This is a genomic window from Chryseobacterium sp. PTM-20240506, assembly GCF_048296755.1.
In the GTDB taxonomy this organism is placed as follows: Bacteria; Bacteroidota; Bacteroidia; order Flavobacteriales; family Weeksellaceae; genus Chryseobacterium; species Chryseobacterium proteolyticum.
In genome coordinates, this window is sequence record NZ_CP182581.1 from 4,802,810 (window position 1) to 4,825,816 (window position 23,007).

Below are 23,007 nucleotides of genomic sequence, written 5' to 3' on the forward strand. Positions count from 1 at the left end.
CGATGAAAAAAATAATAATTCCAATAGGAGCTTTGCTAATAACGGGTATGGTTCATGCCCAACTTTCTCCAACGGAAAACTATGTATATTCAAAGACCATTCTTGATTATAATACCAGCAATGTAGCCACCAAAACCTCAGAAACCGTTCAGTATTTTGATGGGCTTGGAAGACCCAAGCAGATTATAAATATAAAAGCATCTCCAATAGGAAAAGATGTAGTTACTCCTATTGAATACGATGGATTTGGGAGACAGGTAAAGGATTATTTACCTATCCCACAGGGACAGACCTTAAACGGAGGTATTGTTTCAAATCCTTTAGCCAATGTAATAAATACTCCTTACGGACAAGAGAAGATCTATGCTGAAAAGACATTGGAAAACTCTCCTTTGGACAGACTTCTTGAACAAAAACAAGTAGGAACAGCGTGGAATGATAAACCTGTAAGGTTTCAATATGATGCCAATATCCATGAGGATTATGTTAGAAAATATGAACCCACAACGATATGGGATCCTGCAGGAAAAATGACTGTAACAACTCTTGAGTTGCTTGAGTATTTTTTACCGAATACACTTTATAAAAATACTGTTACCGATGAGGATGGAAATAAGACCATAGAATTCAAAAATGGAAGGGGACAAGTTGTGTTGGTTCGAAAAGTCATTAGCTCTACTGAAAATGCAGATACTTATTATGTATATAATGAATACGATCAATTAGCATTTGTTATTCCTCCAGGCTCCCCAGCTACACCAGATGATACAGCATTAAATAATTTCTGTTACCAATATCGATATGATGGAAAAAGTAGGCTGGTTGAGAAAAAACTGCCGGGCAAAGGTTGGGAATTTATGGTCTATGATAAAGCAGACCGGTTAGTCATGACTCAAGATGCTAATATGAAGCCTTCAGGAAACTGGCTCTTTACTAAATATGATAAATTCTCAAGGGTTTTATATACAGGTATTGCTGCTATAGGCGCTCAATTTAGTAGAGGACAGGTTCAATATAGTACAGATTATTATATTGATCAAGGGCAACCTTCTAATGAAGAACGTAATACAACAGGCTTTACCAATAGTGGAATGACAATTTATTATGGTAATACCGTATATCCTACTACTTTAGATAAGGTTTTAAGTGTAAATTACTATGATACTTATCCATTATACAGTTTTAATCCTGCTTTTCCGGCTAATGTTTTTGCCCAACCAGTTCTAACGGATAATGCTACGGGAAGTAACATAAGTACAAAAGGTTTTCCTGTAATGAGTTTGGTGAAGAATATAGAAGACGACAACTGGACAAAGAACTATACCTATTATGACAATAAAGGGAGAGTAATCAGTACTCATTCAATTAATTATTTAGGTGGATTTACCAGGACCAGTTCGGATCTTAACTTTTCGGGAATAGCTAAGCAAACTTTAGTAAGGCATAAAAGGTTAGCCACAGATACGGAAAGATCGATAAGAGAAGTATTTACTTATGATAATCAAAACAGACTTTTAACCCACACCCATCAAGTAGGTACCGGAACCATTGAGTATTTGACCCAGAACAAATACAATGAGATTTCCCAGTTAGAATGGAAAAAGGTTGGAGGAGTAAATACTACAACTCCATTGCAGCAGGTGGATTATAAATACAATATCCGAGGTTGGATGACTAAAATTAACGATCCTTCAAATCTCAATGGAAAATTTTTTGGGTACGAGGTTAGGTATAATAATCCAGTTAATACGTTATTTGCTATTTCAAGATACAATGGAAATATTGCAGAAGTAGACTGGAAAACTTCTGTAGATAGCGTATTAAGACGATATTCTTATTCCTATGATACTTTAAACAGACTTAATTACGGACATTATTCTGAACCTAATAGTACAGTACCACAGGAAAATCATTTCGGGGAATCTTCGGAATATGATTTAAATGGAAATATTACACGATTATACAGAAATACAAAAAACACAACCAATGGCCTTGCCATGCAGATAGATAATCTTACGTATTCATACACTGGAAACAGATTATCAAAAGTCGCAGAAGCTTCTCAGAATTCATCAGGATATCCTTATTTTGCAACTCCAAATGAAATTACTTATGATAATAATGGGAATATGACAAGCCATAAGGATAAGGACATTACCAAGATTGGATATAATTATCTGAACTTACCCAATAGTATAACAAACGGAATAGGTAAATTCAGTACAACAAATAGTTATCTTTATCGAGCAGATGGAGTGAAACTTAAAAAGAGTTTGTCAGGGAGTTTGGTAATAGGAATAAACCAAACAGAATATTTAGATGGCTTTCAATATAACTTAGTAAACGGAGAAATATGTACGGGCTGTACTCCTCCTAGTCCTATACTACAGTTTATTCCCACTTCAGAAGGTTATTATGATTTTGTAAAAAATAAGTACATTTACAACTATACAGATCACTTAGGAAATATAAGATTGAGTTATCAGAAGGGTACAACAGGGATAGAGGTTATTGAAGAAAATAATTATTATCCGTTTGGGTTGAAACATGAAGGATATAATGGTTTAGCTGGAAATCCAGCTTATCAATATAAGTACAACGGCAAGGAGTTGCAGGAGACGGGGATGTATGACTATGGGGCAAGGATGTATATGCCGGAGATTGGTAGATGGGGTGTTATTGATCCGTTGGCGGAGAAATTTCACTCATATAGTCCTTATAATTATGTAATGAACGATCCTATTGCCAACTACGATCCGGATGGTATGGATGTGAAAAATGATTATAAATTATTACAAAATGGACAGGTTAGACTTATACGGGAAACAAATGATAACTCAGACACTTTATATGCTACAGATAAAAACGGAAAAGTTGATAACTCCAAGAGCGTTACTGTAGCAAAAGCAAAAGCGTCGGATAGTTCTATTATCGGAGACTTAGCAACAGGAGGTATCCCAGATAATACAATGCATTATACTGGAAGCCGAAAAGCTTTTCCTTTAGGAGTGAACAGAGCTCGTACTACTGATGCTTCTGATGCATCTAATGTATTTTTATTTGCTGCCAACAATTCTAATGTTGAATGGGGACTTGCGGGATACAATACGGGAAAAACTATGACTTATGCTCTTTGGACAGGGCACTCTGAAGATACGACACCTAACAGCGTTCTATATCAAGGTATATCTAAATTATCTTTCGAGATCCACACCCATCCTGGAAGTGTAACTTTTCCCACTCCTGTTAATAGTATGACAGAGGGTGACTATGGTTCTGCTGCCTGGATTGATTCTGAATTTGCAAAAAATAGAAATTATCCAAGACATTTTCTGTATTCACAGCAAGATAAACATCTTTGGGAATACAATTATTACAATGAAACATCGGCTAAATTTTATCCAGGTAGGCCTGGTGTAAATAAACCAATGCCCATTAATAGTAAAATTAATTTAAAGACATTAAGAAAATGAAAATAATAGTATTAATGCTAATGTCTGTATTATTATATTCTTGTAAAAAAGAAGTAAAAAATCCCTACTTTACATCTGACGAAGTTTATAATAAAGTTTTACAGAGTACTGATATTATCCATCAAGAAATCTCAAAAACTGACGGAATTTTTTATGTATTAAATAGATATGATACACTAATTATAATGTCTGTAAAATATGAGAATGTTATAAAGCCTTCTTTTATGATAAAAAAAGAAGGCACATTTTATACAAATTGCTGTAAAATAATTGTTACAAAACCCTATCATCCTATGTTTCAAATTATACAACAGCCTAATAGTTTGAAGAAGAATGATTTTGATAAAAATTTAAGTCATTATAATGGTAATGATTATCAAAAAGGAGTAATGTATAAGATAAAAGATTTAAACCATCTAGAATTGATTGCAAAAGGAGATTTAAGAAAGTATTTTTATCCCATTAAAGAATATAATTTACCAATTATAAAGCCTCCAAAAGAATATTTAGGAAAGCCCTATAAAAAATAACTTGCTCGCGGATACAAATCCGCGAGCAATAATAAAGAACCCACCGCTTTGCGGTGGGTTCTTTATTATAATGCCGCAATATTTTTAATTTTCAAAGCTTGAATAAACCCAGCTACAAAAGAGAGCAAATGCTTTTTATTTTCAGGGTCAAGTTTTTCGATGTCATTAAAACGGTGAGCATTGCAGGATCTTTAAAAATATTTACCTCTTCTATCTCTCCCAAAAGATACCGACAGTAGTGTCTACTGGAAACGAGCAAGGCTTTGGAAATGGAGGCTTATTCTGCAGAGACTTTAAATGTTGTTCCCGGTTTAGGGGCAAAGAATCCTGAGCTTCAGTTTTTCCCAACCGCAGAAGGATTTTATGATTATGGAAAAGATCAGTATATTTACCAGTATAAAGATCATTTAGGAAATGTACGGATAAGTTTCGCAAGAAACAGCACAGGCGCTCTTGAGACTACAGATGCTAATGATTATTATCCATTTGGAATGAACCATTTAAAAACGGGATTCTCTTTTTTTAGCCCAAGTGCCTATAAGAATTACAAGTACAATGGAAAGGAATTGCAAGAGACGGGAATGTATGATTACTGGGCAAGGTTTTATATGCCGGATATTGGAAGATGGGGTGTAATAGATCCACTGGCGGAGAAACATAGAAGACAAAGTCCGTATAATTATGCTGTTAATAATCCAATTCTTTTCATTGATCCGGATGGGAGAGATATTAGATTTGGTGATAATGTTTATTCATATCAAAAAGACCGAGATTATAGTAAAATTGAAAATGAGTTTGATAGAAATACTTATCAAGCATTGGATAAGTTATATTCTTCAGGTGCGCTTAATGTTACTATTGGCGAAGGTGATAATGCTAAGACAGTCAATCTTATGGATTCATTAATAAATGATTCTAAAAATACGGTAACCATAAACGAACAAACTGAAAGTGGAAAAAGTAATGAATTTAATCCTTCTACAAATTCAATAAATTTTAATCCATCTGAGGGCATATCCTTTAGAAAAGACGCCACAAAACCAACCACAGAAGATAATAAAGGGTACAATAGTCCTGCCTCTCGATTAGGACATGAGTTAATTCATGGATACAATAAATTTAACGACAGTGAATATTCTAATAGAAAAAAAGATGTATCAACCAAGGGAGATAAATCAATGATTACTCCGGATGGAAGAGATTTATCATTTAAAAATAAGGAGGAAGCATATACTACAGGTGTTGCAAATCAAATGAATGTTAAATTAGGTGAAGATAAAAGAACAAATTATGGTATAATACCTTATACCGTAGAAAGTGTAACATCAACTAAGAAAAAAACGCCATAATGAACAGAATATTTTTATTATTAGTTACAATGATAGTTTTATCTTGTACCTCTAAGGAAGTTCTTATATACAAACATGATAATACCAAAAATGATGATGGAGAAATTTTTGGTTCTAATTTAAAGCCTTTTTTTAATAAGAATCCTAATATATATACAGTTTCAATTAATTCTAAAAAAATCTCGAAGAAACTTTTACTGATAAAAGAAGAAATAGAAACTGTAAATAATAATGTTAATCCAGATGATAGCTATTATGAGTATGCATTTATAGTAAATAAAAATGATACTTTGTATACAGATTATAGGTTAGAATTTTGGAGATATGGCAACAATGGGATATCATACAAATTAGATGATGCGACAAAAGAAACAATAATAAGTAGTCATTGAAATGCCAAAGCCACTCAAACGAGTGGCTTTGGTTTTACATAATGCTTTGCAGCTTCGTTTGTTTTAAGAACGCATCCAGAAGAGCGAAGATATGTTGTCTTTCGTTCTCTTTTAGTTTTTGGATATCTTAAATTTTAGAGACAATATTTTTATCCAGTAAAATATCCGTATCCTACGAGATAATTTAGGGATACTTCCAGGGCTTCTGCCAGCTGCGTGGCCATCTCAATCGATGGTTTTACTTCCCGCGCTTATATCTACCAATGACAGCACCGTTAACACCTCCCAGCTTAGCTATGCCTTCCTGCGACATCTTTTTATTCTACCTCTTTAAGATGCTTAGCAAAATCTATGTTATTTAAAAAACTAATTTTATTACGTTTTAAAAATGACAACTCTCTTACTTCAGAAAAACACTAAATTTGTAATACATTGAATAACAACTTACACTAACACAATCACCATAAACAATTACTATGAGAAAATTAAAATTACAGATGCAGATGACTATCGATGGTTTTGTAGCCGGACCGGAGGGCGAGCAGGATTGGGTATGGCTAAGCCCGCCGGATGAGGTGGGATTTCAGAAAATCGTTGATCTTGCTGAGAGCAGTGACACACTTTTACTGGGAAGGAAAATGACACGACCATTCATTGATCACTGGGAAAACGTGGCAGATAATATGCCGGATCATCCTACCAACCATTTAGCAAAACTGATCGTTAATATGCGTAAAATTGCTTTTAGCCGGACAGAAAACAATATAGCCGGCAGAAATCTGGAAGTAGATAATAATGATCTTATAACTTCAGTAGAAGCTCTTAAAAAGGAGGAGGGAAAAGATATCCTTGTGTATGGAGGCGCTGATTTTGTAAGCTCGCTGATCGATCAGGATCTTGTTGATGAATATTATATTGTTGTGAATCCGGTGGCAATTGGAAAAGGTCTTCCTATTTTTAATGGCCGGAAAGTTTTAAAACTGGAAAGTTCTCTTGCTCTTAAAAGTGGAAAAATATTTAATAAATATCTTCCGGTTAGGGAAAATCAATAATTTATTGAAAAATAGAAAAGTTGGATACGGAAATAATAAAACTGTCTCAAAATTCAGATAATTATCTTTTCTCAATTTAAGCGTGACGGAAAATATCATAAGAACAAATATTTTATATCCTTCATCATATATTCGCTCAAAATGATATTTTGAGACAGTCTTTTTTTGTTATTTCAGAATCCTTGCAACTGCTCTTTTTGCTTTCCTGTGGGCTTTCCTTACTTTAAATTCGAACCATTTTTCTTTAAATAAATTTCGCATAGCGTTATCGAAATGCCTGATCATGACCAGATTTTTAAATCCTCTCCATTTTTCGAGCCAGCTGGAAGGAAGAGCTCTGACAGAGACGGAATATCCTTCTGTTTCATATTGGATATAGTGCCACCATCCGGAAGGGATGTAAAGTGTTTCTCCGGGATGGATAACGGCTTCGTAACCGTTTAGATACTTTAAAGCAGGAAATTCTTGATAATCGGGTTCCTTAATATTAGCTAAGCTGTGAAAGTTATAAGGTAATTTGTACATCAGACTGGATTGTTCCCAGGGAAATAGCCATATCTTTTTAATGCCTTGAAACTGGGTGATGAAAACATGGGACATATCAATATCAACGTGGCTTCTGGTAATGGAGCCTTTACCACCAAAAAACATAAAGGGAAGCCACTTTAGAATTTTTCCATTGGTAACATCATTATAGTGGATATCACTTTTCATTTCAGGTTTTATAGTGAGCAGGTTAAAAAGAAAAAGCCTGTGTTCTGTTGGTTTTGTGCTGATCAGGTCCAGATATTCAGAAAAATGGCTCTGAGCAATAGGTTTACTCGCAACCCTATCCAAAGATTCAAGGTCACTGCCATAAATATTGACCTTATGATTACCTGCTATTTCTTTAAAATAATCATAGCTCCACTTTTTAAAAGCCGGGCTTTCTGGATCTGCAAATTCTTCGATTATAACCGGAAGGCGAGGTTTCATGTAGAGATTCAGAAAATTTATTGATGGTATATTCCTAACTTTTTGTACAGATGATAACTTCATTTTTAGAATTTAAAGGACAAATATAAAATTATTATCCTACTAAATTAGTAGACTAGTTGTTAAAATGAATGTTTCTGCTCATTTTTTTAGAATAAGAATCATAAAAGAGGATAGTTTACCGCCTTTTTACTAAATTAGCGCATCTAAAAAATTACTAAAAATGATCTCTGAAAAATATCTTCAAAATTTACAGAACGAGCTTAAAAATATTGAAAACGACGGGCTTTATAAGAGAGAAAGAATCATTACTTCCCAACAGAGTGCGGAAATAGAAGCTAACGGTAAAAAGTTGCTGAACTTCTGTGCTAATAATTATCTGGGACTTTCCAATAATCCTGAAGTGATGAAAGCATCCCAGGATATGATCGCTTCTCACGGATATGGAATGTCATCCGTTCGTTTTATCTGTGGAACCCAGGATATTCATAAGCAGCTGGAAGAGAAGATCGCTCAGTTTTTAGGATTGGAAGATACGATCTTGTATGCAGCATGTTTTGATGCTAACGGTGGTGTTTTTGAACCGCTTTTCACCGAGGAGGATGCTATTATTTCAGATGAACTGAACCACGCATCAATTATTGACGGGGTTCGTCTTTGTAAAGCGGCAAGATACCGTTATAAAAACAATAATATGGAGGATCTCGAAGCTCAGCTGAAAGCAGCTTCTGAAAAAAATCACCGCTTTACGATCATTGTTACCGACGGGGTTTTCTCTATGGACGGTATTGTAGCTAACCTGAAGGGTGTATGTGATCTTGCGGATAAATATGGTGCTTTGGTAATGGTAGATGACTCTCACGCAACTGGTTTTATTGGAAAAACAGGTCGTGGAACACATGAAGCGAATGAAGTAATGGGTCGGGTAGATATTATCACCTCAACCTTAGGAAAGGCACTGGGTGGAGCTTTAGGAGGATTCACTTCGGGTAAAAAAGAGATTATCGATATGCTGAGACAACGTTCCCGCCCTTATCTGTTTTCCAATTCATTAGCTCCGGGTATTGTAGGTGCAGCATTGAAGGTGTTGGATATGATCTCTGCTGACACATCACTTCGTGATCAGGTGATGGAAAATGCAGAATACTTCAGAAGAGAAATGAAAGCTAAAGGTTTCGATATTCCTGACGGAGATGCTGCGATCGTTCCGGTAATGCTTTATGATGCGCCATTGGCTCAGAAAATGGCAGAGAAACTTATGGACGAGGGAATTTACGTAATTGGTTTCTTCTATCCTGTAGTTCCTAAAGGAAAGGCAAGAATCAGGGTTCAGCTTTCTGCTGCTCACACCAGAGAACATCTGGATAAAGCTATTGCTGCTTTTGAAAAAGTGGGGAAAGAGCTTAGTGTGATCTCTTAAAAATATTAAAAAATAAGAATTGAAAACTTGGGATTGTTCGGCTGTTTTTGTGGCTGATGATCCCAAAGTTATTTCAAAGGTTGAAGTGAGAGACGGAAGTATGGTATCGTATTGTTTTATAAAAAATAGAAAGTTTTTAAAATGCTTTACACAATAATCAAAGCGCTGCACATTATTTTTATGGTCAGTTATTTTGCAGGGATTTTTTACCTTGTCAGGATATTTGTTTACTATAAAGATACCGATGAATTCTCTGAAGAAAAGAAAAGTATCCTAAGAGAACAGTATACCTTCATGGCAAGAAGGCTTTGGAATATCATTACAGTTCCTGCAGGAGTGATCATGGCGGTTTGCGGACTGGTGATGATCTTTCTCAATACAGGATTGATGAAAATGCCTTGGTTTCATTTAAAACTAACATTTCTTGTCGGTCTGGCGATCTACCATTACTGGTGCTGGAAAAAAGTTCTTCAATTAAAAGCACTTCACGGAAATACATTACAGACAGCTAACATAAAACTGAGACAGGCGAATGAGATTGCCACATTCATTTTATTCCTCGTCGTTTTTACCGTTATTCTGAAATCTTCAGTAATTGAGTACTGGTGGCAATTAATTGCCGGATTTTTCGTTCTTGTATTTTTAATCATGATGACCGTGAAACTGGTCAATAAAAACAAAAAAAAGAAACAATAGAAAAAGGGTATCGTGTGTACATCAATACAATCCCTTTTACATTTTACTAAAAAACTATGATTGCAATTTTAAAAAAAGAACTTTGGAGTTACTTCGGGAACTGGAGTGCGTGGATCATTATCGCAGCTTTCAGTCTGATAGCGACTCTTTTTTTGTTTTTTTTCGACAACGACTCTAATATCTTTGAGATCGGAATGGCCTCATTACAAAGCTATTTTGTTTTGGTCCCATGGCTACTGATGTTCATTATTCCGGCGCTTTCCATGAAAACTTTTGCAGAGGAGCAGCAAACGGGAACTTTGTACTGGTTGTTTTCCCAGCCTTTAAAAATATCGGACCTAGTATTAGGAAAGTTTCTTTCCGTTTGGGTAGTCGGCATCTTATGCCTCATTCCTTCGTTGATCTATCTGTATACCGTTTATGTTTTAGGAGTTCCTGCAGGGAATATTGACCTGGGAATGACCTTTGGGAGTTATATCGGATTGATCATGCTTATCGCTGCTTTTTCGGGTGTAGGGATTTTAGCGTCATCGTTGTCTCAGAATCAGATCATGGCTTATCTGTTAGGTGTTTTCATGTGTTTTATCATGTATTTCGGAATCGAGCAGTTAGCAAGCTATAAATTGTTGGGTGGAGCAGATTTTATCTTACAGAATATAGGTTTTTATCAGCATTTCCTTGGATTTACAAGAGGGTTGATCGATTTCAAAGATGTAGCCTATTTTGTTCTGATCATCGGTGTTTCATTAGTGTTGTCCAATCATTTTATCAATAAAAAGAAGTAGAATTATGAAGAAGATACCTTTTAAATCTCCATTAGGGATTTTATTGTTTGTGATCCTGCCTTTAGTGATTATTCTTGCCGTTTCTGGGATCAGATTGGATTTAACGAAAGAAAAAAGATATACCCTTTCCGATAATACCATCAAAGTATTGGAATCGGTTAAAAAGCCTCTGACTGTGGAGGTATATCTGGAAGGAGATTTCCCGGCCAGCTTCAAACAATTGCAAAGTGAAACGAAGTTTATGCTGGAGGAATTCAGAAAGATCAATCCGAAAATTGATTTTAAATTTATTGATCCCATCAAAACCAAAATGTCCCAGGATACTTTGATGGCGATGGGAATGCAGCCTTCCGTTCTTCCGGATGTAAAAGACGGTAAAGTCTCCCAGATCGTATTATTTCCGTATGCGGTTCTTAAATACAACAAGGGCGGCGTTTCTATCCCGCTGGTGGTACAGCAGGCCAATATCAATGCCGATGAACAGCTGACGAAATCCATTGAAAATTTAGAATATAATCTTGTATCGAACATCAAGAATATTGCCACTGATAAAAGAAAGAAAATAGGAGTTTTGGTTAACCAGGATGAATTAAGTCCGGGAGAATTCCAGGGTTTTATGCATTTGGCATTAGAAAACTACGATGCCGGTCCTGTGATTCCTAAAAACCAGGTTGAGCTAACGGCTGCGGATGTTCCGTTGCTGAAACAAATGAGCGCTCTGGTCATTGCAAAGCCGAGAAAAGCATTTACAGATGGTGAAAAAGTGATCCTGGACCAGTATATTATGAACGGAGGAAAAACATTATGGATGATTGATGCCGTAAATGCTGAAATGGATACCTTAACCCGATCTAAAAAGGTAATGCCATTCCCGGTGGATATCAACATGACTGATTTCTTCTTCAACTATGGAATCAGGATCAATCCTGCTTTGGTTAAAGATGTAAAGAAATTTGCTTTGTTAAGGCTGGTAACGGGAGAGGTGAGTGGTAACCCGCAGTATACAAGTCTTCCATGGCCCTATTTCCCTTTGGGAATTGCTGAAAAGAACGAACCGATCACCAAGAATATCAATCCGGTAAAATTTGAATTTCCCACATCAATTGATACTTTAGGCAGAAAGAATATTAAAACCAAAGTTCTTTTTGAATCGAGTGAAAGGACTTTATTGAAACAGGTTCCGAATTATGTGGATCTGAAAGAAATTTCCAGCGTAGATAGTCTTGGGCAAATGGAAAAGCCAAGTACTCCGAAAATCTTTGCTGTAGCATTGGAAGGGAAATTTACCTCCGCTTATGCTTCGAGAATTGAAAGAAAATCCTATCCTGGTTTTAAAGGTCAGAGCCCGGAAAATAAAATGATCGTGATTGCAGATGGTGACGTAGGAAGAAATAAAGTGATCAAGGGAGAACCTTTGCCGTTAGGAGTAGATTTATTAACCAATGAACAATTTGGAAATGAACAGTTCCTGCGAAACGCTTTGGATTTCCTTTTAGATGACAGCAACCTGATGGAACTAAGAAACAGGAATATCGAAGAAAGGCTACTGGATAGACAGAGAATTACAGAAGAAAAGACCAACTGGCAATGGTTTAATTTGCTGCTTCCGCTAGTCATTATTGGGTTACTCGGAGGATTGTTCTTCTGGTTGAGAAAAAGAAAATTCAATTAAACGATAATGAATTGAAAAAGAGAAACTTTACGGTTTCTCTTTTTTATTGATCAGAATATATTTTACTGTATCAGGTTCTTACTAATACCGTCTCGTATCGCTTCTCCAAGCACTTCAATATCGATATCTTTCAATGCTTTGAACTTAATACAATAACCGGTCACACTGGCTTTTCCTATTTTTTCACCATAGGCTTGGGGTAAATAGTTTTTATCATCAATACCAAGAATGTAAATTGAAATACCTGTTGTATTAGCGCTGAGGCCAATCTGGTAAAAATCCCGGGTACTTCCATCAGCATATTTCATGACCCGGAAACCATATCCGATATTAGGATTGGAAACCGTTTTTCCTTCTTCATTTTTACCATTCATAAACCATAATTTACATTCTGGCATCACTTGCAGAATGTACTGATGCAGGGTTTCCATATCTCGGCGTTTCGTGTCTGATTGAGTGGAAATGTAATGGTTGATTTGTTTTTGTATGGTCATCGTGGTAAAGTACATATTTTCTTCGTACAGAGATGGTTATAAGCTTGAAGAGTAAACTTTATATTATAATTCTAAGTTTTGCTGAGTCTCATCTTATAACTTAAATAAAATAAAGATAGACTTATTACCAAAAATAAGCAACCACTAAAATAGACATAGATTTCAAATTGATTAAACCAATGTTCCAGATACAAAGGTTTAAAGGGAAATGATGCCTGTTTTAAAAATATAAGTAAAAAGCTGATCACAATAACAATTAAAGAATTGATCCAGCTTAATTTTCGTTTTGAGGTGATCCATATACAGATCAGACAGCCAATAATAAACCCTACAGTCTGGTAATTTCTGATCGTACTGATAAGGTCATTGAATCGAATGGAATCAATATTGTTTTTCTCAAACAGTTCAATTAAACTACCAGAGTTTTTAGCCGAATTTAAAAACAACTGCGAAAGGTGTATATCCGTTAAATAGGAAAATAACCTTGGCGGAATAAGAATAAAGTTAAAAGCAATAATCTGGATGACGATGTATTTGATTTCTGTTTTATTAAAAATATTCATGCTAGTATGTATGTAACAAAAATAGGAAAACAAAAAAGAGAAACCTTAAGGTCTCTCTAAAATCATTGATACATTTTTTACTTTTTACATTGTACAAAAAATCAAATTGTACAAATCTACCAAGGACTAATTCCAATCTCATCTTCAATATCATTACTGAAATACTGACCTGTTGGTCCGTTTTCATCAGTCAGAGTGTGCTTAATGATAAAAGAAGCAGCGCTTTCTACGGATCCCGGACCGCTGTGGGCATTGAAGTCTGTTGCCGTATAGCCGGGATCTATTACATTGACCTTAAAGGGAAGTTCCCTTAATTCATACGCCAAAACAATCGTGTATGCATTCAACGCTGATTTTGATGGCCCGTAAGCGGCTCCCTTTACATGATAATACTTCCAGCTGGGATCGCTATGTAAAGTCAGAGAACCGAGCCCGGATGTGATATTGCTGATTCTCGGGCTGTCTGACTTTTTAAGAAGATCTAAGAAAGCCTGTGTAACGCTGATGACTCCGAAGAAGTTGGTGTCGAAGACTTGCTGGATGTCCTTAATAGAAGTTTCTGAAGCCGTTTGCGGATTGATACCCAGAATTCCTGCGTTATTGATGAGAACATCCAGTTTTCCCTGTTCCCTTTCAATAGTATTCCTCGCTTCCGAAATAGAATCGGGGTTGGTAACGTCTATCTCAATTGCTTTGATATTCTGATATCCTTTTTCCTGAAGTTCTTTTACTACAGCTTCTCCTTTTTCAAGACTGCGGCTTCCAAGGTAGACCAATAGTCCTTTTGAAGAGAGTTGTTTTGCAGTTTCCAGGCCAATACTTCTGTTGGCACCTGTGATTAATACTGATTTCATTTTCTTGTTTTATTTAGTGATGTAAAGGTGAGGTATTAAAAAATGAGATCTTTTGTCATTTGGCAAAAAGTGATTTTAGCGTATATTTTTTCTTATCCTGCTCAGGGAAGACTGTGTGATACCAAGATATGAGGCGATATAGGAAAGAGGAATCCGGTTGACCACAGTAGGGTAGATTTCAAGAAATTTGAGATAACGGGTGGTCGCATCTTCTGAAACCAGAGGGCTTCTTCTTTCTACCTTCTGGATCAGTGCTCTTGAAATAATTTTATGAACAATAGCTTCCCATCCGACAATGGTCTGCAACAGTTCGAGCCAGTCTTTCCGTGAAAAAACGATCATCGTACAATCCGTAACTGCCTGAACGTATGTGCTGGAATGAATTTCGTTATCAAAACTTTCCAGATCCACGACCAGATTATTTTCCTCGATAAAGTATTTGGTAATTTCTTCTCCTTTATTATCATAATAGCAGACCCGTAGAATACCATCAACGATAAATCCTACCTGTCTGGCAATTTTTCCGGCTTCGGAAAAATATTCATCTCTGGAAAGATGAAGTTCGGTGGATTTACTTTTTATAAATTCGATCTGCTGTTCATTGAGATTCCCAAACCTTAAAACGAAATTGAATAATTCTTTCATGTCCGAAATTTAGCTAAAGAAAATGATACCGTATTTGCCTTTTGGCAAAAAATACTTTTAAAGCTATTATGGTTTGCTGTACAATTATTTATAAAGGAATTTCCTGAACAATAAACAATTTGTGGATAATATTCAGAGAAAAGTAAACGATATTATGTTTAAAATAGCTAAAATTGCCTCGCGAATTTTGTTTATACTAAAGAAGAAAAATACATGAAAAGGCTGGGGAAGATGTTTTTTGTACTATTGATAGGGACTTCAGGGTTAGTTTTGGCGCAAATCAAAGCAAAAGTAATCGGTATTAAGGACGGTGATACGATCCTGGTTCTTGATAAAAATAATAACCAGACCACATTACGTCTTGCTGAGGTAGATTGTCCTGAGAAAGGTCAGCCATTTGGAAAAAACGCCAAACAACTGACAAGTGATCTGGTATTTGGAAAAGAGATCCTATACTATAAAACCACTTCTGACCGGTACGGACGCATCATTGCCAAAGTATATTTCGATAAAGATCAGTACCTGTCCGAAGAGATTATAAAAAAAGGATTGGGATGGTGGTATTACCAATACTCCAATAATGAAAACCTTGGAGTACTTGAATCAAAAGCCAGAAGTCTTAAATTAGGATTATGGTCCGGAAGTGAAACAATTTCTCCATGGGAATGGAGGAAAAAAAAAAGAGAAGCTTCCCAACTTAGAGCAAAAGCTAAATTATCAGGAAATTCTCTAAGAGAAATAGCAAGGTAAATAATTTATCAGCTGTCAGGGTTGCTCATCAGAATAGTTTAAGAATATTCTTAATCTTTCGATATAGATATTTTATAACGCCATAAATTATTTGTTGAAAGAATATCTCCACAAGAATATGGAGTATTCCAAGAAATAACCGGATTAATAACTCAAGAATGATGGTCATTATTTACACGTCTTTGATAAAATCTTCATATTCATAGTAGAACCTTTCAAAGCCATCCATTTTTTCGACAAAAAATTCAAATATTTCGCTCCACGTATTTTTATTGAAAATTGAAACATGATGCTTTTCAATCCAGATCTTACTGATAACTTTTCCGTTTTCCAGTGTAAAAAACTCATCTTTATTAAAATCTCCCACATAATCTTTTAGAATGTCCTCCAAAGACCATATCTTTTCATAATACGCATTTCTGAAAATCTCATCCTTCATTTCAATATCCAGGGATACTTCGGCTTTTTTATTATCCGCATGGAATTTGAAAGAAAAATCTTTGATCTTGGTATCGTACAACATCCATTTTCTTGGAAAAGATTTCCCAAAGGCGGTCCAAAATTCTTTCTTTAGTTGCTGTGCTTCTTGTTTACTGAACATACCGCAAATTTAATGAATTATGAGGAAAAGGGAGGGGGAAGAGAGGAAAAGGCGAAAAAGCGGAGTTACTTATTGGTAAAATTGTGAATTCACTTAATCGATAAAAACGCCTTAAGGATGGAGAAAGATATAGTAAAGATTGAAATCTTAGAGTTTGATAAAAGAAAAAAAGAGCTATTTAAAAGCAATCTTGCACCTCAGTGATTTTGCTATTTTCTATTCCAACAGCTTCACAATTAGATGATTTCACCATTCGGTAAATTAGCAATTTCACGACTTCCCACATATGAAACTATTTTCTTAAATTTGCTGTAATGCTGTCAAAAAAATCTCAATATGCTTTTAAGGCACTTTCATATCTTGTAGAAAAAAGAAATGAAGGGCCAACCCTTATTTCTGAAATTGCGGAACATAAGAAGATTCCGCTTAAATTTCTGGAAAATATTCTGCTTGAACTCAAGAAATCTGATATCCTTGATAGCAAGAAAGGCAAGGGTGGTGGATACTTCTTTAAAGAAAATCCTGCCGATGTAAAACTGGCGAAGATCATTCGCCTGGTTAATGGTCCTATTGCAATGCTTCCTTGTGTAAGTCTTAATTTTTATGAAAAATGTGACGATTGCAACGAAGATCATTGTGGTTTGCACGATGTCCTCATTGAGGTTCGGGATGCTTCGCTTAAAATTTTAGAAGAAAAAACATTAATGGATCTGATCGACTGATCGGGTCCTTTTTTTTGAATTGTTAGTCTACTTTTTTGGTAGGATAATTATTTTGTTTGATATTTGCAGGATGCCAAATGAACAAACTATGATTTCAAAAAATGTTGCAGATACACTAATGTGGCTTTTGCAGAAGGAATGCAGAGGCCAGCTTACCAAAAATATGTTCTTACCTGAAAGTGTTGTTAAACTAATACTTGTATAGAATGGTCATCTCAAGAAAAATGCAGGTAAGGTTGAATGTATTACTGGTAACGGTTGCTATATTGGTTATTGTTGTTTTTTCCATGTACAGCATGGGGTATCTTGATGAACTGACCCATATCCTCGCAAAAGACAATTATATATTTTACTGGATGTTGTTGGTGGGGGTTTTTGCAGAAATTGTTGCCGGATCAATGGGAATGGGTTATGGTGTGATTTGTACAACAACACTTCTCTTTCTTAATATTCCGCCCCATATCGTAAGTGCAAGTATTCATTCTGCTGAAAGCTTTACAACTGCTGCGGGAAGCATCAGTCATATCAAATTGAAGAATGTAAGCAAGACATTGGTTAGAAAACTATCTATTCCGGCGGTTATAGGAGCCATCATCGGTGCATTATCTCTTACATATCTCGGAGAATACTATTCTAAAATTACCAAAACTATTATTGCATTTTATACTTTATATCTTGGTTTTCAAATCTTATCCAACGCCTTTAAGCCTAAACAAAATAAAGCTCTGAAAAGAAAAACGAATCTCACAAGCCTGGGGCTGATCGGAGGGTTCATAGATTCTTTTGCAGGGGGAGGATGGGGCCCCTTGGTTACAGGGACTTTAATTAAGAATGCTTTTACTCCCAGATTTGCAGTAGGAAGTTCTACTGTAGCCAAGTTTATTTTAACCATAACTGCTGCAATAACCTTCTTTTTTACCCTGGGAATTCAGCATTGGAATATTATTCTGGGTCTTTTGATCGGAGGAATTATAACAGCACCTTTTTCAGCAATGCTCACTGCCAGATTACCGGTGAAAAAGATGTTTTTATTCATAGGAAGTCTGGTTATTGTAATGAGTCTGATAACCATATACAAATCCATTTTCAAATAGTACGATTATTGTGGAAAAATAAAAGGCTCAAAACGATTTTCAGTTTTGAAAATATTTTACTTTTACAGCATAATAAATAGCATATGAATTTACATATTGTTGCGCTTTTTAAGTTTAATGAAAATTACTTGATGGAAGCGGTAGAATTGTTTCAGACCCTGGTAAGAGAAACAAGAAAAGAAGATGGCTGCCTGCAGTACGACCTTATTGAAGATAAGGATAATAAAGGAACTTTTTTTCTGATAGAATTATGGGAAACATCAGAACACCATAATAATCATCTGGGGCAGGATCATCTTCTCAATTTCCGTACGGATTCTTCCAGAATGATGGAAAGCTCAACGGAAGTATACAAAGGATTTAAAATCTATTAACAAACCCAATGTTAAAAGGCTGTTTACCATTGTAGACAGCCTTTTATTAGAAAAAATAGAAAGTATTAAAATTTAAGATTTTTATTTTACGATTAACTTTTTGGTTTCACTATTTCCACCATAAGTTATTTTAACAAGATAGGTTCCTGAAGTAAGCATAGATAAATTAAGGTCTTGCTTATAGAAACCGGTTTGATTGGTAAGCTCTGATTTATAGACTTGTTTTCCTGAAAGATCATATACTTCTACACTTCCTTTATTGTTTGCCTTTTCTTTTACATCAAAAAGTACGGTCACTTTTTTATCAGCTGTTGTAGGATTAGGATACAATCCAAAGGAAGCTTTGGTGCCAACCTCTTTGATTCCTAAAGTTGAGCTGATATTTTTATATTTAAAATACATATTTCCTGTAGACGCTCCACCGTTAGAAGTAAAATACATTCTGTAATATTCCGAACCTTGTTTTACATAGTAAACAACATCATTATAAATCCCGGATGTTGGCTTCCATGAATGGCCGATTGATGTAATATTCGAGGAAAAAGCGGTGGATACTGGAATGTTTGAAGTTGCAACTTCCTGTGTTTCCGGTTGAACTTTTGCAACCTTAGTAGTAGGACTCTGAATAACTCCAGACATTCTGTACATCATAATATTCATATAGAATGTCCAATATCTTGTAAACATCAAATCCCAGTTTGCCTTTGGTGGTTCAAGATTAGCTACTTTGTCTCCCGTAGTAAATGAGAAATAATTAAAGTAGGCATCATCTGTTCCGTTCGCAATTGTTTTGGTTTGCGTTGCTTCCCACGATGATCCGTTCCATTTAGAATACTTAAAAGTATAACCACCGAAGTAATCGGTAATCATAAATTTTACATAAGTATTGCTAGAAAGGTATTTTAAAACAAAAATTACTTTTCCATCGATATGATGGGTCCCTCCGTTATAGTCTCCCCATCCGTACGTAGCTGAACCTTGCTCAAATGCTCCTTCCTGAAGAGAAGTCGTCTGGTCCGGATTATATAATGGAGATCCCCATGATGCTATATTGGCGATGTTAATATTATCCCAATCCGCTGGTACTGCAGAGGCCTGGTAAACCTCTATATTTTGGGCGTCATTGATTCTTGTTCCAAAACTCATACTTGAATTTCTAAAAAATGCAATATCCCATGAATCTGCAGGTTGCGAAATAATATTATTTGTACTGAAGTCAAAGAATACCCGGTTTTGATAGTTGGGACCAGTGGTTAAATTGACCGTTGTATACCCATTAACATCTGTTTGGGCTAATACTGTTTGATGTACAGCCAGTGCAAGCATTGAAGTCAAAAGTAGTTTTGTTCTCATCTCTTATTGTTAGTTATTTAGAATTATTCTACAAAATTATATATTTATTTTTAATGATTCTAAATAAAAACATGACTTTTGTCGTGTTTTAAGATTAATTTTTTTTAAACTTTAGCGTGACAGTAGACCCTTTCATGGATTTTGAACATAAAAGGCTGACTTCAAAAAGCCAGCCTTAACAAAACATAAGTTAATATCTAATAGATCTTATTTTTTGATGAATTTTGATTTTGTGACTGAGCCGTCTTTTGTTTCAATAACAATGTAATAGATACCTGTTTGTAATGTGCTGATATCGAATCTTTGATTATTTAACTTTCCTTCAGCTACTTTTTGACCCGCTGAAGAATAAACCCCAATATTTTTAAGATCTTTTTTTGTTACAAATTGCAATGCTGTGTTTTCTGGGTTAACAGCAAATTGGATAGCATCTTTTGATTTGATAGGGTCAGATACAGCCAGACTTGATGTAGTATTATAGACCACATTATCAATTTGGATCGCCACGTGGCTTGCTGTTGGTGTAAATTTGAAAACAATGTAGGTAGAAGTGGATGCAGGAATATTTACATTCACATTCACATTAGTACCTACGGTTGATAACGTTACAGGATTTCCAACAGGTGTAAATGTAGACATATCTGTTGGATTGGAAGCCAGCCCAATTTGAATACTGCCCGGACCAGGCGAAGGAGATACTAAGCTGGTAGTAAATGATAACGATTTATCTCCTGCAGGAGCAACAATCTGAGGGGTAATTAAATACGAAGGCTCGCTTGTATTGTTTCCCGAGTAAGCCTGAACAGCCTTGTTTGCATCAGTTGTAACGATCATTAACGGCGCTGGGGGAAAGGGCATCGGATTGGGCGCTAGTTTAGCAGTCCATCCGTTTTGGGGGAAAGTTGTGCTGCCTGAAGTGAAATTATCAAAATTCTCATTTATTGTTGGTAACTGAGCATTAATTGCAATCGCAGAAAACATTAAAACTCCAGAAAGTAATTTTAGATTCATAATATTATTTTTATTTAGAATTATTCGACAAAAGTAATAAATTATTTTTATCTGTTCTAAATAAAGCATTATATTTGTCGAAAATTTGTGTCTATGAAGAAGAAGGTGCTTTCTATACTCTCATTATCCATAGTCTTTTGGATGAATGCACAGGAAAAAGATTCTCTTAATCAGAAAAAAATTGAAGAAGTTGTTATCACAGGACAGTATATGCAACAATCGATCAATAAATCGATTTATAAAGTTGAAGTTATTGATGCTGAACAAATAAAAAATATGGCGGCGACCAACGCTGCTGACGTTCTTAACCAAACACTTAACATACAAATCACTCCAGATACCAATTCCGGAAATTCAACTGCTAATATCATGGGATTAGGCGGGAGCTATGTCAAAATTTTGATAGATAATATTCCGGTTGTAGGAGATACGGGTTTAGGAAGTAATATAGACCTTACGAAGATCAGTTTAAGTAATATTGAGAGGATTGAAGTTGTAAAAGGAAGCATGGGCGTGGAATATGGTAATGGTGCACTGGCAGGCGTTATTAATATCATCACTAAAAAAAGCAGTCATAAAAAATTAAGTATAAGAGCGGCACTACAGGAGGAAACGGTGAGGGATGGCTATGATTTAAGGAAAAGAGGGAAAGGCAGACATATTCAGAATGTGAATGTAGGTTACAACTTTAACGATCACTGGTTTACCAATATAAGTTTTAACCATAATCAATTTATGGGATATCAGGGAAATAGTGAAGGATATAAGTATTTCGGACAAGATAATAAACGGGGTTATGAATGGAATCCAAAAGATCAGTATGAAGCAACAGGATTGATCAAGTACACCAAGAATAAAACTTCAGTTTTCTATAAAATATCTTACTTAAGCGAAAAATTTAATTTTTATAATCCTAAAGTTGACAGAATTTCACTTAATGACGGACAAGGTGGTGTAACCTATACAAGTACAGACAGGGAATATAATACGGAGCGTTGGCTTCATCAGTTGAATATTCAGACCAACCTGGGCCAGATCCGCTACACGGGAGATTTCTCTTATCAGAATCAGGATCGGAAGTACTTTGATTATGTATATGATATACCCAACAGAGCTAAAGATACCCATTATGATGAAAGATCTTATTACAAGACCGATGTATTTTATTCAAGAGGAATGTTCAGTAATTTTCTCGATAACAAGAAATTTGACTTCCAGTTAGGCTACGAATTAGACCATACCAACGGGTATGCTGCATTAATTGCAGGGGATTTTGACGGGCAAAATATCAGAAGAAAAATTTTTACCTATGGCAACTTTATTTCTGCAGAGTGGAATGTTTCGGATAAATTCTCAGTAAGACCCGGAGCAAGATTATCGCTCAGCAACAAATTTGATAATCAATTCAACTATTCGGTGTCTGCAAGGCTGAAAACATCTGAAAATTCCAATCTAAGAGGTATTTTCGGAACAGCCAATCGCTATCCTACCTATGATGAAATGTTCACTTATTTCGTTAACGTAAATCACGACATTCAGGGAAATCCTGATCTTACTCCTGAAAAAGGATATTCTGTCGGTGCATTCTGGGATCAGGGCTTCACCATAGGAAATGGATGGAAATTCAATTATAACCTGGAAGCTCTGTACGTTGATCTGAAAGATAAAATTGAAATGGTTATGATTAAAAGACCTTCCACTTATAAGTACATGAACATAGATACGTACAGAAGTCTTTTGTTTGGTGCCAATGCCAATATTGTCAAAGACCAGTTTACTTTAGGAGTAAGGACTTCCCTAAATGGTATTTCTGTGTCAAAACAAGATATGGATATTGCCTCACCAACGGACTTTCAGTATAATTTTCAGACAGGAGCTAATGTTTCCTATAAACTAAAAAATGCAGGAACTGCTTTTAATCTTTATTATAAGTATACGGGGCCGTCAAGGCTGTATGTATTAGAAGGTAATGCATTCCGCTTAGGGAAAAATGATGGATTCCACATGATGGATTTTATTGTAAGCCAGCCATTCTGGAAAAATCAGCTTGAACTTTCTGCAGGAGTTAAAAACATTTTTGATGTTACTACCATTAATTCCACTGCAAACGGAGGAAATGCACATACTGCAGGATCTGACCGTCTGAATTTGTACTATGGAAGAAGCTATTTCGCAAGATTAATGTATCAATTCTAAAAAAAA

General features: G+C 35.5%; 22 protein-coding genes. 14 read left to right on the forward strand and 8 right to left on the reverse strand.

Annotation, left to right across the window (positions count from 1 at the left end; translation table 11 throughout):
- Positions 1–2: 2 nt before the first annotated feature.
- From ACNFU2_RS21505 to ACNFU2_RS21525, 5 genes are all read left to right on the forward strand, one after another.
- Positions 3–3,473: a DUF6443 domain-containing protein gene (locus ACNFU2_RS21505; protein ID WP_418123107.1), complete on the forward strand. Its 3,471-nt coding sequence runs from the start codon at positions 3–5 to the stop codon at positions 3,471–3,473.
- On the forward strand, positions 3,470–4,003 hold the full coding sequence (locus tag ACNFU2_RS21510; protein WP_345987751.1) for a hypothetical protein: 534 nt from the start codon (positions 3,470–3,472) through the stop codon (positions 4,001–4,003). The genes ACNFU2_RS21505 and ACNFU2_RS21510 overlap by 4 nt, the downstream gene beginning before the upstream one ends.
- 269 nt (positions 4,004–4,272) lie before the next feature.
- Positions 4,273–5,352 carry an RHS repeat-associated core domain-containing protein gene (locus tag ACNFU2_RS21515; RefSeq protein WP_418123109.1) on the forward strand — a complete coding sequence of 360 codons (1,080 nt, stop codon included), beginning with the start codon at positions 4,273–4,275 and terminating at the stop codon, positions 5,350–5,352.
- A complete protein-coding gene (locus ACNFU2_RS21520) occupies positions 5,352–5,744 on the forward strand; it encodes a hypothetical protein (protein WP_418123110.1) in 393 nt (130 codons plus the stop codon). Before ACNFU2_RS21515 ends, ACNFU2_RS21520 begins: the two co-directional genes overlap by 1 nt.
- Positions 5,745–6,220: 476 nt before the next feature.
- Complete coding sequence (locus ACNFU2_RS21525; protein WP_418123112.1) at positions 6,221–6,796, forward strand: dihydrofolate reductase family protein; 576 nt, start codon at positions 6,221–6,223, stop codon at positions 6,794–6,796.
- 168 nt (positions 6,797–6,964) lie between these two features.
- On the opposite strand, the gene ACNFU2_RS21530 is transcribed toward ACNFU2_RS21525, so the two are convergent.
- A complete protein-coding gene (locus ACNFU2_RS21530) occupies positions 6,965–7,834 on the reverse strand; it encodes a cupin-like domain-containing protein (protein WP_418123114.1) in 870 nt (289 codons plus the stop codon).
- 160 nt (positions 7,835–7,994) lie between these two features.
- Here ACNFU2_RS21530 and kbl point away from each other — a divergent pair, with 160 nt between their 5' ends.
- The 4 genes from kbl to gldG all read left to right on the forward strand — a co-directional run bounded on the left by kbl (position 7,995) and on the right by gldG (position 12,344).
- On the forward strand, positions 7,995–9,191 hold the full coding sequence (gene kbl / locus ACNFU2_RS21535) for a glycine C-acetyltransferase (RefSeq protein WP_172277525.1): 1,197 nt from the start codon (positions 7,995–7,997) through the stop codon (positions 9,189–9,191).
- Between the two features lie 141 nt (positions 9,192–9,332).
- Positions 9,333–9,887, forward strand: a complete 555-nt coding sequence (locus ACNFU2_RS21540) for a CopD family protein (RefSeq protein ID WP_172277528.1) — start codon at positions 9,333–9,335, stop codon at positions 9,885–9,887.
- Between the two features lie 56 nt (positions 9,888–9,943).
- On the forward strand, positions 9,944–10,672 hold the full coding sequence (locus tag ACNFU2_RS21545) for an ABC transporter permease (RefSeq protein ID WP_172277531.1): 729 nt from the start codon (positions 9,944–9,946) through the stop codon (positions 10,670–10,672).
- A gap of 4 nt (positions 10,673–10,676) precedes the next feature.
- Positions 10,677–12,344 carry a gliding motility-associated ABC transporter substrate-binding protein GldG gene (gldG, locus tag ACNFU2_RS21550; protein WP_273647434.1) on the forward strand — a complete coding sequence of 556 codons (1,668 nt, stop codon included), beginning with the start codon at positions 10,677–10,679 and terminating at the stop codon, positions 12,342–12,344.
- 62 nt (positions 12,345–12,406) lie between these two features.
- Here the strand turns inward: gldG and ACNFU2_RS21555 are convergent, their stop codons facing one another.
- The 4 genes from ACNFU2_RS21555 to ACNFU2_RS21570 all read right to left on the reverse strand — a co-directional run bounded on the left by ACNFU2_RS21555 (position 12,407) and on the right by ACNFU2_RS21570 (position 14,900).
- The gene (locus ACNFU2_RS21555; RefSeq protein WP_273647435.1) at positions 12,407–12,853 is read right to left on the reverse strand and encodes a DUF1801 domain-containing protein; all 447 of its coding nucleotides are present in this window, start codon (positions 12,851–12,853) and stop codon (positions 12,407–12,409) included.
- Positions 12,854–12,909: 56 nt separating this feature from the next.
- The gene (locus ACNFU2_RS21560) at positions 12,910–13,401 is read right to left on the reverse strand and encodes a hypothetical protein (RefSeq protein WP_273647436.1); all 492 of its coding nucleotides are present in this window, start codon (positions 13,399–13,401) and stop codon (positions 12,910–12,912) included.
- Positions 13,402–13,517: 116 nt separating this feature from the next.
- Positions 13,518–14,255, reverse strand: a complete 738-nt coding sequence (locus ACNFU2_RS21565) for an SDR family oxidoreductase (RefSeq protein ID WP_273647437.1) — start codon at positions 14,253–14,255, stop codon at positions 13,518–13,520.
- A gap of 75 nt (positions 14,256–14,330) precedes the next feature.
- The gene (locus ACNFU2_RS21570; protein WP_172277549.1) at positions 14,331–14,900 is read right to left on the reverse strand and encodes a Crp/Fnr family transcriptional regulator; all 570 of its coding nucleotides are present in this window, start codon (positions 14,898–14,900) and stop codon (positions 14,331–14,333) included.
- Between the two features lie 231 nt (positions 14,901–15,131).
- Between ACNFU2_RS21570 and ACNFU2_RS21575 the strand changes: the two genes are divergently transcribed.
- On the forward strand, positions 15,132–15,650 hold the full coding sequence (locus ACNFU2_RS21575; RefSeq protein ID WP_273647438.1) for a thermonuclease family protein: 519 nt from the start codon (positions 15,132–15,134) through the stop codon (positions 15,648–15,650).
- Positions 15,651–15,822: 172 nt separating this feature from the next.
- Here ACNFU2_RS21575 and ACNFU2_RS21580 read toward each other — a convergent pair whose 3' ends face one another.
- Positions 15,823–16,251 carry a DUF4268 domain-containing protein gene (locus ACNFU2_RS21580; RefSeq protein ID WP_273647439.1) on the reverse strand — a complete coding sequence of 143 codons (429 nt, stop codon included), beginning with the start codon at positions 16,249–16,251 and terminating at the stop codon, positions 15,823–15,825.
- Between the two features lie 314 nt (positions 16,252–16,565).
- Here ACNFU2_RS21580 and ACNFU2_RS21585 point away from each other — a divergent pair, with 314 nt between their 5' ends.
- The 3 genes from ACNFU2_RS21585 (at position 16,566) to ACNFU2_RS21595 (ending at position 18,441) form a co-directional block, all read left to right on the forward strand.
- Positions 16,566–16,973 (forward strand): RrF2 family transcriptional regulator, encoded by a 408-nt coding sequence (locus ACNFU2_RS21585; RefSeq protein WP_172277557.1) that lies wholly within the window; start codon positions 16,566–16,568, stop codon positions 16,971–16,973.
- Positions 16,974–17,179: 206 nt separating this feature from the next.
- The gene (locus ACNFU2_RS21590) at positions 17,180–18,067 is read left to right on the forward strand and encodes a sulfite exporter TauE/SafE family protein (protein ID WP_273647440.1); all 888 of its coding nucleotides are present in this window, start codon (positions 17,180–17,182) and stop codon (positions 18,065–18,067) included.
- An 83-nt stretch (positions 18,068–18,150) separates the two neighbouring features.
- Positions 18,151–18,441 (forward strand): putative quinol monooxygenase, encoded by a 291-nt coding sequence (locus ACNFU2_RS21595; protein ID WP_273647441.1) that lies wholly within the window; start codon positions 18,151–18,153, stop codon positions 18,439–18,441.
- 81 nt (positions 18,442–18,522) lie between these two features.
- Here the strand turns inward: ACNFU2_RS21595 and ACNFU2_RS21600 are convergent, their stop codons facing one another.
- Both ACNFU2_RS21600 and ACNFU2_RS21605 read right to left on the reverse strand, forming a co-directional pair.
- A complete protein-coding gene (locus ACNFU2_RS21600) occupies positions 18,523–19,794 on the reverse strand; it encodes a T9SS type A sorting domain-containing protein (RefSeq protein ID WP_273647442.1) in 1,272 nt (423 codons plus the stop codon).
- Between the two features lie 207 nt (positions 19,795–20,001).
- Positions 20,002–20,805, reverse strand: coding sequence for a T9SS-dependent choice-of-anchor J family protein (locus ACNFU2_RS21605; protein WP_306611465.1), 804 nt, complete (start codon positions 20,803–20,805; stop codon positions 20,002–20,004).
- Between the two features lie 93 nt (positions 20,806–20,898).
- Between ACNFU2_RS21605 and ACNFU2_RS21610 the strand changes: the two genes are divergently transcribed.
- Positions 20,899–23,001, forward strand: coding sequence for a TonB-dependent receptor plug domain-containing protein (locus ACNFU2_RS21610; protein WP_273647444.1), 2,103 nt, complete (start codon positions 20,899–20,901; stop codon positions 22,999–23,001).
- The last annotated feature ends 6 nt before the right edge of the window (positions 23,002–23,007 follow it).